General features: G+C 74.7%; 11 protein-coding genes and 1 pseudogene. 5 read left to right on the forward strand and 7 right to left on the reverse strand.

Features of this window, described 5'->3' with window-relative positions:
• Nucleotides 1-1858 (forward strand): annotated as a pseudogene (locus FMM08_RS23220) (hypothetical protein); the annotation flags it as partial.
• A 265-nt stretch (nucleotides 1859-2123) separates the two neighbouring features.
• On the opposite strand, the gene FMM08_RS21390 reads toward FMM08_RS23220, so the two are convergent.
• The gene (locus tag FMM08_RS21390; protein WP_187279919.1) at nucleotides 2124-2987 is read right to left on the reverse strand and encodes an aldose 1-epimerase; all 864 of its coding nucleotides are present in this window, start codon (nucleotides 2985-2987) and stop codon (nucleotides 2124-2126) included.
• Nucleotides 2988-3025: 38 nt separating this feature from the next.
• Between FMM08_RS21390 and FMM08_RS21395 the strand changes: the two genes are divergently transcribed.
• A complete protein-coding gene (locus FMM08_RS21395; protein WP_147928384.1) occupies nucleotides 3026-4033 on the forward strand; it encodes an XdhC family protein in 1008 nt (335 codons plus the stop codon).
• On the opposite strand, the gene FMM08_RS21400 is transcribed toward FMM08_RS21395, so the two are convergent.
• The 3 genes from FMM08_RS21400 to FMM08_RS21410 are packed head-to-tail and all read right to left on the reverse strand — an operon-like array spanning nucleotide 3988 to nucleotide 6743.
• Complete coding sequence (locus FMM08_RS21400) at nucleotides 3988-4278, reverse strand: WXG100 family type VII secretion target (protein WP_147928385.1); 291 nt, start codon at nucleotides 4276-4278, stop codon at nucleotides 3988-3990. The genes FMM08_RS21395 and FMM08_RS21400 overlap by 46 nt on opposite strands.
• Before the next feature lie 54 nt (nucleotides 4279-4332).
• Nucleotides 4333-5997, reverse strand: coding sequence for a sensor histidine kinase (locus FMM08_RS21405; protein ID WP_147928386.1), 1665 nt, complete (start codon nucleotides 5995-5997; stop codon nucleotides 4333-4335).
• A gap of 17 nt (nucleotides 5998-6014) precedes the next feature.
• Nucleotides 6015-6743 carry a response regulator transcription factor gene (locus FMM08_RS21410; protein WP_147928387.1) on the reverse strand — a complete coding sequence of 243 codons (729 nt, stop codon included), beginning with the start codon at nucleotides 6741-6743 and terminating at the stop codon, nucleotides 6015-6017.
• A gap of 92 nt (nucleotides 6744-6835) precedes the next feature.
• Here FMM08_RS21410 and FMM08_RS21415 point away from each other — a divergent pair, with 92 nt between their 5' ends.
• Nucleotides 6836-8260, forward strand: coding sequence for a sugar porter family MFS transporter (locus FMM08_RS21415; RefSeq protein WP_147928388.1), 1425 nt, complete (start codon nucleotides 6836-6838; stop codon nucleotides 8258-8260).
• Here the strand turns inward: FMM08_RS21415 and xylB are convergent.
• Complete coding sequence (gene xylB, locus FMM08_RS21420; RefSeq protein ID WP_147928389.1) at nucleotides 8244-9683, reverse strand: xylulokinase; 1440 nt, start codon at nucleotides 9681-9683, stop codon at nucleotides 8244-8246. The two genes, FMM08_RS21415 and xylB, sit on opposite strands and share 17 nt — an antisense overlap.
• 29 nt (nucleotides 9684-9712) lie before the next feature.
• Nucleotides 9713-10438 carry a FadR/GntR family transcriptional regulator gene (locus FMM08_RS21425; RefSeq protein ID WP_222711060.1) on the reverse strand — a complete coding sequence of 242 codons (726 nt, stop codon included), beginning with the start codon at nucleotides 10436-10438 and terminating at the stop codon, nucleotides 9713-9715.
• An 85-nt stretch (nucleotides 10439-10523) separates the two neighbouring features.
• On the opposite strand from FMM08_RS21425, the gene FMM08_RS21430 reads away from it, so the two are divergent.
• Nucleotides 10524-11786 carry an alpha-hydroxy acid oxidase gene (locus tag FMM08_RS21430; RefSeq protein WP_147928391.1) on the forward strand — a complete coding sequence of 421 codons (1263 nt, stop codon included), beginning with the start codon at nucleotides 10524-10526 and terminating at the stop codon, nucleotides 11784-11786.
• 77 nt (nucleotides 11787-11863) lie between these two features.
• Here FMM08_RS21430 and xylA read toward each other — a convergent pair whose 3' ends face one another.
• Nucleotides 11864-13069: a xylose isomerase gene (gene xylA / locus FMM08_RS21435; protein WP_147928392.1), complete on the reverse strand. Its 1206-nt coding sequence runs from the start codon at nucleotides 13067-13069 to the stop codon at nucleotides 11864-11866.
• Between the two features lie 111 nt (nucleotides 13070-13180).
• On the opposite strand from xylA, the gene FMM08_RS21440 reads away from it, so the two are divergent.
• A complete protein-coding gene (locus FMM08_RS21440) occupies nucleotides 13181-14434 on the forward strand; it encodes an ROK family protein (protein WP_187279920.1) in 1254 nt (417 codons plus the stop codon).
• Nucleotides 14435-14536 lie beyond the last annotated feature (102 nt).

A 14536-nucleotide genomic window follows, 5' to 3' on the forward strand; every position in this document is an offset into this window, starting at 1 on the left:
TGCGGCGGCGTTCGCCCGTCAGGAGGAGCTGGTGGCGGCGGCGGGGTTGGCGGACCTGGTCGCTGAGCTGGCCCCGGCGCTGGGGTGGAGTGAGTACACCGCCCGCGCGCAGGTGCTGCTGGCGGCGCGGGTGGTGGCGGTGATGCCCCACGCGTTGGAGCGCCTGTCCTGCGGGCAGCTGAGCATGACCGCGTTGACCGCTGTCGCCAACCGCCTGGTCGAGGTCGATGACGTGGCCGCGGCCACCATCGATGAGCACCTCTTCGGTGCTGAGGCGGCCGGGGTGGGGTTGACGGTGGCGAGCTTGCGGGAGGAGGTCGACCACCAGGTCCAGCTGCACGACCCCGCCGCTGCCAGCGAGCGGGTGCGGCGCAAGACCAGTGCGCGGCGGGTGTGCTGGACCCCGCTGGGGGACGGGCAGGCCAAGCTGACGTTGGTCGGTCCGGTCACCGCCCTGGCCGGGGTCACGGCGCGGGTGCGGGCCGCGGCGGTGGCCAACCACGCCGCCGCCCGAGCTGCCCGTGAGGGGGTGGTGGCGCCTGGGGGTGGGGACCCCTACGCCGACCAGTCCGACCAGTCCGATGAGCGGACGGTGGGCGCGCACGCCTTCGACGCTGCGGTCACCGCGTTGGGGGCGGTGCGCCCGGGCGCGTTGGACGCCACCAGCGCGGGGTGGGCTGCGGGAACGAGCGTGGAGATCCGCATCTCCCTGCCGGCGTTGGTGGGGGTGGATGAGGACCCGGGCTTTGTGGAGGGGTACGGGTGGGTACCGGCGTGGCTGGTGCGTCAGGGTCTGCGGTGGGGTGGGTGCCGGTTGCGGCGGGTGCTGACTGATCCCGTCACCGGGGACCTGGTCGCGGTGGACGGGCACACCTACCCCGCCTCCTGGCTCACCGCCCCTGACGACCCGGGACCTGACAGCTCGGGTCCCACCCGGCCCGACAGCGACGGCGACGGTGGTTCACCTGGACCTGCCGGTCCAGGTGGCCCCAGCTGCTCCGGCGGCCCTGGCGGCCCTGGCGGCCCTGGCGGCCCTGGCGGCCCTGGTGGCCCTGGGGGCTCGGGCCCTGGTGCCCCTGGCCCGCAGGCTCCCGGCGACGGTGGTCCCGGTGTGCCTGGTCCAGGAGCGCAGACCCCTCCTGGCGCGGGTGCACCGCCGACGTCGGCCTCCTCAGTGAGACCAACACCGAAGGGATCCCGGCCGGGGTTCTTCAAGGGCCGACCGGTCCAGCAGCTGCCACCACCCCCGACCACCACCGATCTCGTCACCGACGGGGACTGGTACCGCGACGCCAAGAATCTTGACGACCCCGGTGACCTCGGTGACCCCGTCGATGTCGTCGATCCGTGCGCGGCTGGAGCGTGTGAGCCCATCGCCCCCTCCGCCTGCCCGCTGAACCGCATCGGCGGTGGTCCGCACGACCCACCCGAGGCCCTGCGCCGCCACGTGGTCGCGCTGTGGGGCACGAGCACCGGTCCCGGGGACCGCCTGCCCGCCGGCAAGGCGGACCTGGACCACGTCACCGCCTGGGGGTACTTGCCCGGTCAGGGCGGGTCGACGTGTGCGTGCAACCTGGACCCCAAGTCCCGCCGCTGGCACCGGCGCAAGCACGCCGGGGATGCCCGCACCGCCGCCGCCCAGCCGTGGACGGCGCGCTGGCAGCACTGGAGGTGCACCGCCGGGCACGCCCACTGGCGCTCCCCGCTGGGCATCGACCACACCACCCGCCCCAAGCCCTACACCGACCCGATCCCGATGTACCGCGCCTGGGCACCGCCCTCACGCGTCCAACTGGCCGGCCCGGTGCGCAGACCGGTCGACCCCACCCGCGGCTTCCCCGCAGAACCGTCCTTCTAGCTCGCGGCGCTCCCTGTGCGAGGCGTGGCCCGGCCGCGAGGGGGCGCCCACCGTCGTCCTGGTCGTGTGAGCGACCAGGACGAGACCTCGGTGCTGGACCTCGCCTGCAACGCCTGCCTCGACTGGTCGCGGGACGAGGGGGACTTGGCGCTCTGGAGGGACGGCGGCCCCCTGTGCTGATCAGCCTCTCAGCACGGGAGCGAGGGGCGAGGTGGAGGACCTGCCCGCCGACCACGGCCAGGGCCCGGTCTCACGGCCTCAGGGGTCAGAGCTGCGTGCTCCAGCGCCACGTCATGTGCATGACGTGGGCCTCGCCCGGAGCGACCGCGTGCGCGAGCCCGAGGGCGGCGGCGTCCGGCGGCCCGGTCTGCGGCTCCACGCACACGGCTTCGTCGCGCTCGGTGAAGACGACGCCGTACTCGGCGTCCGAGCTGATCTCCAGCCGCGCGACTCCCGGCCAGGTGATGGTGGCCGGCCACACGACGCCGGCCAGGGCCTCGTCGATGCGGTGGTGGTTCGGCGCTCCGTGCGGCAGCGGGCCGCGGCGTCCGTCAATGATGCCCTCGTCGTCCTTGACCATCACCGCGGTGGCGGGGTCGGTCACGGGGACGTCGAGCTCCGCCTCCGCGCCTCCGACGAACCGCGGGTGCCACGGGTGCATGCCGATCCACGCGGGCATGGGTCCGTCGGCGTCCGTGCCGTCGTTCCAGCACTCCAGGCGCAGCTCGAGCGAGGTGGGCGTCAGGTCGTAGCGGATCTCGGCGTGGCCCCGCCAGGGCCAGTCGTGTCCGAGGTCGCGCCGCAGGACGGCGTGGTGCTCCTCCGCCTCCACCACGTCCCACGGCACCCGCGCGACCGTGCCGTGGATCGCGTGCGGCGCCTTGTTGGGCGGCAGCTCCACGGTGCGCCCCTGCCAGGTGAGGCGCGCGTCACGCACCCGCCCCGCCCACGGCACCATCGGGAACGCGCCCCACCCGTGGGGCGTGTCGCTGAAGCGCCCGACCAGCTGCAGGTCGCACGGCTGCTCCCCGGCGCGGGTGCGCACCGCGCCCGGCACCAGCAGCGAGGAGATCCGGGCCCCGAAGGCCTCGTCCACGGTGAGGCGCGTCGCGCCGGCAGTCAGCTCCACGGCCCCAGCCTGGCGCACCGGGGGCTGATGATGTCGAGGTGCTCGACATCATCGACGCCGTGCTGGCCGCCCGCGCCGCAGGACGGCGCGCCGTGCTGGCCGTGGTCGCGTCCACGTGGGCGTCCTCCCCACGACCCGTGGGCTCGGCGATGGCCGTCCTCGACGACGGCACCGCGCTCGGCAGCGTCTCCGGCGGGTGCGTGGAGGGTGACGTCCTCGCTCGCGCCACCGACCTCCTCGCCGCCTCGGGCCACGACGACGACGCGGACGCCGAGCACGCCGAGGTCGTCCACTACGGGGTCACCGACGACGACGCCGCGACCGTCGGCCTCCCGTGCGGTGGCGAGCTCGACGTGCTGCTCCAGCCCCTCGACGAGGAGCTGGCGGCCCGCCTCGCCGAGCTGGCCGCGGCGCGCGACGCCGGCCGCGCCACCCACGTGGGCCTCCTGCTGCCAGGAGGCGGAGCGGTGGAGGTGGTGGTGCGTCCTCCGGAGCACCTCGTGGTGGCCGGAGCCGGTGTGGCCGCCGAGGCCCTCGCCGCGCAGGCGCGGCTGCTGGGGATGCGGACCACCGTGGTGGACGCGCGCGATGCCTTCGCCACCGCCCAGCGCGTGCCCTCGGCTGACGAGGTGGTCCTCGACTGGCCGCACCGCTGGCTGCAGGCGGAGGCCGCGGCCGGCCGCGTCGGGCCGGCGACCTCGCTCGTCCTGCTCACCCACGACGCCAAGTTCGACCTGCCGCTGCTCGAGGTGGCCCTCCGCCTGGACCTCGCCTACGTCGGTGCCATGGGGTCGCGCCTGACCTGCGCCGCGCGCCGCGCGGACCTGGTCGAGCGCGGGCTGGAGGAGGACGAGCTCGCGCGGCTGCACGACCCGGTCGGACTGGACCTGGGCGGGCGGACCCCCGCGGAGATGGCGCTGAGCATCGCGGCAGAGCTGGTGGCGGTGCGCCACGGCCGCCACGGCGGACCGCTGCGCGCCGCGTCCGGCTCCCTGCGGGGTCAGCGGCTGAACACCCTCACGGCGTCGGCCTCCGCCGCCTCGTAGGTGCGGCCGGTGGACGCCAGCGCCTGACCGATCGACTCCAGCGACGTGCGCACCTGCTCCTGGGTGGAGCGCCACTGCGCCACGACCCCCTGGAAGGACGTGGAGGCCGCGCCCTGCCACGTGCTCTGCAGGTCGAGGAGGTGGCGCATCATCGCGTCGACCTCGGTGCTGATGGCGCCCGCGGACCCCGCGACCGCCGCGCTCGCGCCCTCGACGGCGCCGCTGTCGACCTGGAACCTGCTCATCGGGGACCTCCGCTGCTCGTGGCCACCGCCGGCTGCGGGGGCACGTCCACGACGCTAGGGAAGATCAGCGTCCCGCCGCTGGGCCGGACCGCCGCCTGTGGATGACGGCCCGTCGTCCACAGGGCTGTCCACAGGTGTGGGCACGTCGTCGACGACGCTGTCGTCGTCCTGGGGCTCCTCGGCCGCGGGAGCGTCCGCCAGGGGCAGGGCCACCTCGATCGTGGCGCCCCCGCCCGGGGTCTGCACCACGCGCACCGCTCCGCCGTGGGCCTGCACGATGCCCGCCACGATGGCCATCCCCAGCCCCGCGCCGCCGCCCGCGCCGCGCTGGCGGGAGGAGTCGGCGCGCCAGAACCTCTCGAACACGCGGGCGGCGTCCTCCGGGGGGATGCCGGGGCCGTGGTCGACCACGGCCCACACGGCCCAGCCGTCGCGCTGGCCCACGCCCAGCTCCACGGGTGTGCCCGCGGGCGTGTGGCGCAGGGCGTTGCCGATGAGGTTGGCGAGCACCTGCCGCAGCTTCGCCTCGTCGCCGGTGACCACCACCGGCCGCGGCGGGGCGCCGTCCACCCCGGTGACCGTCACCGTGCGGTCCGGGGCGAGGGCGCGCGCGTCGTGGCGCGCGTCGGCGACGATCGCGAACAGGTCGACCGGGTCGCGGCGCATCGGGCGCTGCTCGTCGAGGCGGGCCAGGACGAGGAGGTCCTCCACGAGGCCGCCCATGCGGGTCGCCTCGGACTCGATGCGGCTGAAGGCCGTGGTGACGTCCGCCTCCTTGCGCACGATGCCCATGCGGTGCATCTCCGCGAAGCCGCGGATGGCCGACAGGGGGGTGCGCAGCTCGTGGCTGGCGTCGGCGACGAAGCGGCGCATCCGCCCCTCGGACGCCTCCCGCTCGGCGAGGGACGTCTCGATGTCGTCGAGCATGCCGTTGATGGCGGTGCCGAGCCGGCCCACCTCCGTGCCCGGGGCGAGCACCGGGACCCGGCGGCTCGTGTCGCCGCCGCCGAACGCCGCCGCGACCGCCTCCACGTCGCGCAGGGGCCGGAACGCGCGGCGGATGCCGTAGGCCCCGAGCACGACGCAGGCGACGACGACGACCACTCCCACCAGGACGAAGTACGCGGCGACGTCCTTGAGCGTGTGGTCGACGGGGGTGAGCGACCGCGCGACGGCGATGGAGAGACCGGACTGCTGCTTGTCGGGGATGGCGATGACCCGCCAGTCGTCACCCGTGACGCTGTCCTGGATGGTCTGGGGCCGCCCGCCGTGCGACTGGACCCACGCCTGGGTGATCCCCGTGAGCTTCAGCTGCTCGCCGCCCTGGGTGCGCTTCGACGGGATCTGGACGCTCCCGTCCGGGCCGGAGACCTGCACCACGTAGTCGGTCGGCGTGGACCCGGGCGAGGAGCTGCCCAGGAGGCCGACGCCGTAGTCCGAGGCGGCGGTGACGGCGGTGCGCAGCTGCTCGTCGGTCTGGGCGAGGAGCACGCGCTGGAGGACCAGCAGCGTCACGGTGCCGGTGAGCAGCAGGGCCACGACGAGGAGCCCCGTGACGACGGCGATGAGGCGGGCCCGCAGCGACAGCTCGTGCCCGCGGTCGAGGACCCGCTCCCGGGCGCCGTCGTAGGCGGCGCGCACCCCGCGGGACGACCTGCGGGGCGCCTCGTCCGCCGTCGTCGGCTCCCCGGGGACCTGCTCGTCGGTCCTGTCGGCCACTGCGCTGTCGTCGGAGATCAGGCGGTCGGGGGGAGGCGCAGCACGTAGCCCACGCCGCGGCGGGTGTGGATCAGCGGCTGCACCGGGCTCCCGGCGGCGTCCGTGCCGGTGTCGATCTTGCGGCGGAGGTAGGAGATGTAGGACTCCACGATCCCGGCCTCGCCGCCGAAGTCGTAGTGCCACACGTGGTCGAGGATCTGCGTCTTCGACAGCACGCGGTTGGGGTTGAGCATGAGGTAGCGCAGCAGCTTGAACTCGGTGGGCGAGAGCTCCACGGCGTGCCCGGCGCGGTGCACCTCGTGGCTGTCCTCGTCCATCTCGAGGTCGGCGAAGACGAGGCGGCCGGCGGCCGGGTCCGCACCGGAGCCGGTCCGGCGCAGCACCGCGCGAATGCGCGCCACGACCTCCTCCAGGCTGAACGGCTTGGTGACGTAGTCGTCGCCGCCCACGGTGAGGCCGGCGACGCGGTCGGCGACGTCGTCCTTGGCGGTGAGGAACAGCACGGGCACGTCGCGGCCGCGCTCGCGCAGGCGGCGGGTCACGGCGAAGCCGTCGAGGTCGGGGAGCATGACGTCGAGGACGACGAGGTCGGGGCGGGTGCGCTCGGCCTGGCTGAGCGCTTCCTGCCCGTCCGCGGCGGTGTGCACCTCGAAGCCGGCGAAGCGCAGCGACGTCGACAGGAGCTCTCGGATGTTGGGCTCGTCGTCGACGACGAGGAGGCGGGCCTCGGCGGCTGTGGTGGTCATGGGAGGAGTCTGAACGCCGAACCTGGGTGTTGTCTGCACGTCCGCTCCCAGATCGATGAGCGCTCCGAGGGCGCTGGGTGTCTGCTGGGGCCGTGTCAGAGGAGACGCGCGAGCGCGCACGGGCCAGCAAGGGGTCGGTCTTGACGCCGGCCATCGTCGCGACAGCAGCCGTCTCGGCGCTGGCCTCGCTGCTCTACGGCTACGACACCGGCATCATCTCCGGCGCGCTGCTGCAGATCAGCGACGAGTTCGGCATCGAGCACGGGATGGAGCAAGTGATCGCCGGCGGCATCCTCCTGGGTGCCGTCATCGGCGCGCTGGTCTGCTCGCGGCTGTCCGAGCGGCGGGGCCGCCACGTCACGATGGTCGTCATCGGGTCGGTGTTCGTGCTGGGCGCGCTGCTGTGCTCGGTGGCCCCGGACGCGTGGACCCTCGCGGCGGCGCGCGTGGTGCTGGGCTTCGCCGTGGGCGGTGCCACCCAGACCGTTCCGATGTTCGTGGCGGAGCTGGCCCCGCCGGCCGTGCGCGGCCGGCTGGTGCTGACGTTCCAGGTGGGCATCGGCGTGGGCATCGTCGTATCCACCCTGGTGGGGGCGAGCCAGGCCCTGAGCTGGCGCTGGTCGATCGGGCTGGCCGCGGTGCCGGCGGCGCTGCTGCTCCTCATCGTGCTGCGGCTCCCGGAGAGCCCCCGCTGGCTCGTCGGCCAGGACCGGGAGGACGACGCGCGCGGCGTGCTGGAGCGCGTCCGCCCCTCCGGCAGCGACGTGGGCGCCGAGCTGGACGAGATCGTCGGCAACGTCCGCGACGAGCAGTCGGAGTCCGAGGGGCACCGCGGCTGGAGCGGGCTGCGCCAGGCGTGGGTGCGCCCGGCGCTGCTCGTCGGCTGCGGCATCGCCCTCTTCACGCAGCTCTCGGGCATCGAGATGATCATCTACTACGCCCCGACGATCCTCACCGACAACGGCTTCTCGCGCTCCGCCGCCCTCGACGTCAGCGTGGCGCTCGGCGTGACCTACCTCGTGATGATGCTCGTCGGGCTGGCGGTCGTCGACAGGGTGGGGCGCCGGCGCCTGACGCTCGTCATGGTGCCCGGCGCAGCGCTGGCCCTCGCGGTGCTGGGAGCGGTCTTCATCGTCTCCGGCGACGACGTCCGCGGCTCGATCCCCTTCATCGTCGCGTGCCTCGTGGTCTTCATGGTCTTCAACGCCGGTGGCCTGCAGCTCATGGGCTGGCTGACCGGCTCGGAGATCTACCCGCTGGCCGTCCGCGCCGCGGGCACCAGCGCCCAGGCCGCGGTGCTGTGGACCACGAACCTCGTGATCACGCTGACCACGCTGTCCGTCATCAACGGGATCGGCCCCGGCCCGACGATGCTCGTCTACGCCGCCTTCAACGTGGCGGCGTGGCTCTTCGTGTGGAAGAAGATGCCGGAGCTGACGGGCCGGAGCCTGGAGTCGATCGAGTCGCACCTGCGCGAGGGCCGGTTCGCCCCCGCCGACTTCAGATCCCGTCGGTGAGGTCCCGCACCTCCGCGTAGCGGGCGCGGACCCGCTCGCCGGACGCGCGCGCGTCGTCGTCGAGGTCGAAGACCTGCGCGGGTGCCAGCGACCACTCCGGGGGAGCGTCGGCGCCCGAGAGCACCCAGGCCGCCTGGCGGGCGCCGCCGTCGGCGACGTACTCGCCGGGCTGGGGGACGACGACCTGCCGGCCGAGGACCGACGGCGCCAGCTGCTGCACCGCTGCCGAGCGGGCACCACCGCCCACCATGAGCACGCGGCGCACGCTCACGCCCTGCGCCTCCAGGGCGGCGATGCCGTCGGCCAGGCCGCACAGCAGGCCCTCCACCGCGGCGCGCGCCACGTGGGCGGGCGTCATGGTCTTGAGCGTCAGGCCGTGCATCGCGCCGGTCGCCTCGGGGCGGTTGGGGGTCCGCTCGCCCTGCAGGTAGGGGACGAGGACCAGGCCGTCAGCGCCCGAGGGGGCGGAGAGCGCGAGGTCCGCGAGACCGGCGTGGTCGACGCCGAGCAGCTTCGCGGTGGCGTCCAGCACCTGGGCGGCGTTGAGGGTGACGACGAGCGGCAGGTGGCGTCCCGTGGCGTCTGCGAACCCGGCGATCGTGCCGGAGGCGTCGTGCACGGCGGTCTCGGTGACCGCGCCCACCACCCCGGACGTGCCCAGGGACAGGACGACGTCGCCCTCGCGGGCCGCCAGGCCGAGCGCCGCGGCGGCGTTGTCGCCGGTGCCGGGCGCGAGGAGCGCCCCCTCCCTGCCCCAGCTCGCCGAGAGCGTGCCGCCGGCCTCGGAGGGGGCGACCACGCGAGGGAGCAGCGGCGAGCGCCCGCGGAAGGCCAGCTCGAGCAGGTCGCGGCGGTACTCGCCGCTCTCTGCGGAGAAGTACGCGGTGCCCGAGGCGTCTCCGGCGTCGGTGAAGAGGCCCTCCAGGCCGACGGCCTCGAAGCCGCCGGCGAGGCGCCACGTCAGCCAGTCGTGGGGGAGGCAGACGGCCGCGGTCCGGTCGGCGTTCTGCGGCTCGGCGTCCGCCAGCCAGCGCAGCTTGGTGCCGGTGAAGGACGCCACCGGGACCAGCCCGACCGCGTCCGCCCAGGCCTGCGCGCCCAGCTCGGAGACGAGGTCGCGCGCGGCCTGCGCCGAGCGGGTGTCGTTCCACAGCAGGGCCGGCCGGACCACCTCGCCGCGGCTGTCGAGGCAGACCATGCCGTGCTGCTGGCCGCCGACGCCCACCGCGTCGACGTCGTCGAGCCCACCCGCCTGGGTGACGGCCTCGCGCAGGGCGCGCTCCCACTCGCGGGGGTGCACCTCCGTGCCGTCGGGGTGGGACGCACGGCCCTCCCGGACCAGCTCGCCGGACTCCGCGTCGCGGACCACGACCTTGCAGGACTGCGTCGAGGTGTCGATCCCCGCGACCAGCTTCTTCGCCATGGTGCCCAGTCTGCCGCCCGCGTTCCTGATCACAGGTGGAGGTCGGCGGCTGCCCTGCGGACGTGCCGCTCCACGAGGTCGGCGGCGGTCTCGCCGTCGCCCGCGGCCACGGCGTCGTAGACGGCGCGGTGCTCGGCGCGCAGCTGGGCCGAGACCGCCTCCCAGGAGGTGCTGCGCTGCAGGGCCTCCAGGATCGGCCCGCGCATCGCGGTGCGGATCGAGACGGTCAGCGCCGCGGAGACGGCGCTGCCGGAGGCCTCGGCCAGCCCGGAGTGGAACGCCGTGTCGGCGGCGCTGAAGTCCTCCCGGCTGACCCCGACGGCCTCCATCGCGGCGAGCGCGTCGCGCATCGCGGCCATGCCCTCCTCGACCTGGGCCGCGGCCGCTCGCGCCGCGCTCGCGCGCTCCAGCACCACGCGGGCGTCGACGACGTCCTCGACGGCGAAGTTGGACAGGGCGATGTGCAGCCGCAGGAACCGCGTCAGCGCCTCGCGGGGGACCGGGGTGACGAAGGTGCCGCCGTCGACGCCCGGCCGGGACCGCAGCACGCCCTGGCTCTCGAGCACCCGGACGGCCTCGCGCACGCCGGCGCGGCTGACGCCGAGGCGGGCGGCGAGCTCGCGCTCGGGGGGCAGCGGGTCTCCCACGCGCAGGGCCCCAGCGTCGATCTGGTCCTCGATCGCCCCGATGACGAGCTCGTGGGCGCTGGGCCTGCGCAGGGGCTTCCAGTCGGGTCCGGAGGGGGCCGTCGGCACGCCCCCTTGATACCAGGCCAGAGCCTGAGTACGGTCCATTCAAAGGTCAGACCAATCAAGCGCCGTCTCGTGAAGAGGTGACCCCGTGTCCGTCGTCCAGCGCCAGGCCCCCAAGCCCCGCGAGCTGCTCGAGCTCGTCAAGTTCAAGAAGCCGACCCTCGACGGGCGCAGGCGCCGCCTGGAGAGCGCACTGACCATCCACGACCTGCGCGCCATCGCCAAGCGCCGCACCCCCGCCGCGGCCTTCGACTACACCGACGGCGCCGCCGACGGCGAGATCTCGATGCAGCGGGCCCGCCAGGCGTTCCTCGACGTCGAGTTCCACCCCAGCATCCTCCGGGACGCCACCCGCGCGGACACGTCCTGCACGGTGCTCGGCGGACCGTCCGCGCTGCCGTTCGGCATCGCGCCCACCGGCTTCACGCGCCTCATGCAGACCGAGGGGGAGACCGCCGGCGCCGGCGCCGCCGGGGCGGCCGGCATCCCCTTCACGCTGTCCACCCTCGGCACCACGTCCATCGAGGGGGTGAAGGCCGCCAACCCGCACGGACGCAACTGGTTCCAGCTCTACGTCATGCGCCAGCGGGAGATCTCCTACGGGCTGGTCGAGCGCGCCGCGGAGGCGGGCTTCGACACCCTCTTCTTCACCGTCGACACCCCGGTGGCCGGGGCCCGCCTGCGGGACAAGCGCAACGGGTTCTCCATCCCGCCGCAGCTCACCCTCGGCACGGTCCTCGACACCGCGACGCGCCCGTGGTGGTGGTACGACTTCCTCACCACCCCCAAGCTGGAGTTCGCCTCCCTGTCCGCCACCGGCGGCACCGTCGGGGAGCTGCTCAACGCCGCGATGGACCCGTCGATCTCCTACGACGACCTCGCGGAGATCCGGGCGATGTGGCCGGGCAAGCTCGTGGTCAAGGGCGTGCAGAACCTCGAGGACTCCCGGCGCCTCGCCGACCTCGGCGTCGACGGGATCGTGCTGTCCAACCACGGCGGCCGCCAGCTCGACCGGGCGCCCGTGCCGTTCCACCTGCTGCCCGACGTGGTGCGCGAGGTCGGCGCCGACACCGAGGTCATGGTCGACACCGGGATCATGGACGGCGCCGACGTCGTCGCCTCCATCGCCCTGGGGGCGAGGTTCACGCTCATCGGCCGCGCCTACCTGTACGGCCTCATGGCCGGCGGGCGGCCCGGCGTGGACCGCGCCATCGCCATCCTGCGCGAGCAGGTGGAGCGGACCATGCGACTGCTGCAGGTCTCCGAGCTCGCCGAGCTCGGCCCCCAGCACGTGACCCAGCTGCAGCGCCTCGCGCCGCGCGCTCGCGAGCGGGACGCGCTCCGGGTCTGAGGCGTCCCGGGACGCGACGCGCCCCCTGTCCCGCGGCCGGGCCGCGGGACAGGGGGCGCGTGCTCGTCAGCGACGGGTCAGCGGGCGCCCATGAGGTGCTCGATGGCCAGCTGGTCGAGGTTGCCGATGCCGTAGCCGCGCCCGCCCTTGGCGTCCGCGTCGAAGTCCTCGAACGCGGAGCGGTCGGCGACGATGTCGGCCAGCGACTCGCCCTCGGACAGGGTGGGCACGGCCAGCTCGGTGACGCTGGCGGTCTGGAGAGCGGCCTGGACCTCGGGGTCGGCGCGGAAGGCCAGCGCGCGCTCCTTGAGGAGCAGGTAGGTGCGCATGTTGGCCGCGGCCGAGGCCCAGATGCCGTCGAAGTCCTCGGTGCGGTTGGGCTTGTAGTCGAAGTGCTTGGGGCCCGTGTAGGTGGGGCCGCCGCCCGGGAAGCCGTTCTCCAGCAGGTCGACGGTCCAGAAGGCGGAGAGCAGGTCGCCGTGGCCGAAGACGAGGTCCTGGTCGAACTTGGGGCCGTGCTGGCCGTTCAGGTCGATGTGGAACAGCTTGTCGGCGGCGAGCGCCTGGGCGATGCCGGCGGTGAAGTTGAGGTTGGACATCTGCTCGTGGCCCACCTCGGGGTTCACGCCCACCAGGTGGGGGTGCTCGAGGGTGTAGGAGAAGGCGATCGCGTGGCCGATCGTCGGCAGCAGGATGTCGCCGCGGGGCTCGTTCGGCTTGGGCTCGATGGCGATGCGCATGTCGAGGCCCTGCTCGGTGATGTACGTCGTCAGCAGGTTGACGGCCTCGGCGTAGCGGTCGAGCGCGGCCTTGACGTCCTTGGCGCCGTCGACCTCGGAGCCCTCGCGGCCGCCCCACATGACGAAGGTCTGCGCGCCGAGCTCGGCACCCAGCTGCAGCTGGCGGAAGGCCTTGCGGAGCGCGAAGCGGCGGACGTCGCGGTCGTTCGCCGTGAACGCGCCCTCCTTGAAGACCGGGTGGCCGAAGAGGTTGGTGGTCACCATCGGCACGGCGAGGCCGGTGTCGGCGACGACCTTCTTCAGGCGGCCGAGGATCTCGTCGCGGCCGGCCGGGTCCTTGTGGCCCACCTCGAAGGGGACGACGTCGTCGTCGTGGAAGGTGATGCCGTAGGCGCCGAGGTCGGCCAGGCGGCGGGCGGCGTCGATGACGTCGACGTCGGGGCGGGTCGCCGAGCCGAACGGGTCGGCGGCGGCCCATCCGACGGTCCAGAGGCCGAAGGAGAACTTGTCCTCGGGGGTGGGCGTGAGGTGCTGAGCGGCCACGGGGGCGCTCCTCTCCGTCGAGGGGGGCGGGCGCGCGGAGTGCTGCGCGCGACCCGGAACTGATTTGTTCTGTGATTGAACTTATGCGCTCGCCGTGGCAGTGTCAACGCCATGCGCACCGTCGAGCCAGCGCGGCAGCGCGACCTGCGGGAGCGCAACCTCGCGACGCTCCTCGAGCGGGTCGCGGCCTCCGACCCGTCCGCCGCGCCGTCGCGCGCCGGCCTCGCTGCCGTGACCGGCATGTCCCGGGCCACGGTCTCCTCCCTCGTCGACGCGCTGCTCGCCGGGGGGCTGCTCGAGGAGCTGCCCCCGCCGCCCCGCACCGGCGCCGGGCGCCCCGCCAACGGGCTGCGGCTGTCGGGCTCGCGCGTGGCCGCCCTGGGCGTGGAGCTGGGGGCCGACCACCTCGTGGCCTGCGTGCGCGACCTCACCGGCGCCGTCCGCGCCCGCGCCTCCGTGCCGGAGATCGACAGGACCGGCAGTCCCGACCTCGTGCTGCGCGCCTCCGCGGACCTCGCCGCCGACGTCCTCGGGCAGGCGGCCCAGGAGGGCCTGGACGTGGTGGGGGCCGCGTGGGCGGTGCCCGGTCTGGTCGACGCGGTGGCGGGCCGGCTGCGGCTGGCGCCCAACCTCGGCTGGCGCGACGTGCCGGTGCTCGACCTCCTGCGCGAGCACCCGGCGCTGGCGGGACTGCCGCTCGCGGTGGACAACGAGGCGGCGCTCGCAGCCGTGGCCGAGCTCTGGAACCCCGGTGCCCACGACGACGACGCCCGCGCCCGTCCGGCCCCGCGCAGCTTCCTGCTGGTCACCGGGGAAGTGGGCATCGGTGGCGGAGTCGCCCTGGACGGCCGCGTGCTGCGCGGCCAGCGCGGCTGGAGCGGCGAGCTGGGCCACGTCACCGTCGACCCCGACGGGCCGCGCTGCGGCTGCGGGGCCCGCGGCTGCCTCGAGGCGTACGCCGGGCAGGAGGCGCTGCTCGCCCGCGCCGGGCTGCCGGTGCGCCCGCGGACCTCGCGCGGCGCGGTCGGCGGGACGCCCGCGCTGCTGCGGGCCGCCGCCGAGGTGGGCCACCCGGGCGTGCTGGAGGCGCTGCGGGACGCGGGCCGTGCTCTCGGGGTGGCCCTGTCCGCGGCGGTCAACCTGCTCGACGTCGACGCGGTGGTGCTCGGCGGCTCCTGCGCGCCGCTGGCGCCCTGGCTCGTGGAGCCCCTGACCGCGGAGCTGGAGGAGCGGGTGCTGCGGGGCCGGCTGCTGCCGGTGGAGGTGCGCGTCTCGGCCACCGGCGCTGACGCGTCCGTCATGGGGGCTGCGGCGCTGGTCCTGCAGGACGTGCTCGACGCACCGGGTGCCCTGCTGACGGCCTGATCGCCGGGTGCCGCATAACGCCGGCGGTCGAACAAATCGCGCTCCCGGGGTGGGCCGCGCCGAGCCGCCGTGGTGGGATGGCCGCCGTACGAGGAACGGCTC

The organism is Quadrisphaera setariae (genome assembly GCF_008041935.1).
GTDB lineage: Bacteria > Actinomycetota > Actinomycetes > Actinomycetales > Quadrisphaeraceae > Quadrisphaera > Quadrisphaera setariae.

What these genes read in the sequence shown, in the direction of transcription:
- FMM08_RS21400 (WP_147928385.1), bottom strand. Translation starts at nt 4,278, where the DNA reads ATGAGCAGGTTCCAGGTCGACAGCGGCGCCGTCGAGGGCGCGAGCGCG.
- xylB (WP_147928389.1), bottom strand. Translation starts at nt 9,683, where the DNA reads ATGGCGAAGAAGCTGGTCGCGGGGATCGACACCTCGACGCAGTCCTGC.
- FMM08_RS21410 (WP_147928387.1), bottom strand. Translation starts at nt 6,743, where the DNA reads ATGACCACCACAGCCGCCGAGGCCCGCCTCCTCGTCGTCGACGACGAG.
- FMM08_RS21440 (WP_187279920.1), top strand. Translation starts at nt 13,181, where the DNA reads ATGCGCACCGTCGAGCCAGCGCGGCAGCGCGACCTGCGGGAGCGCAAC.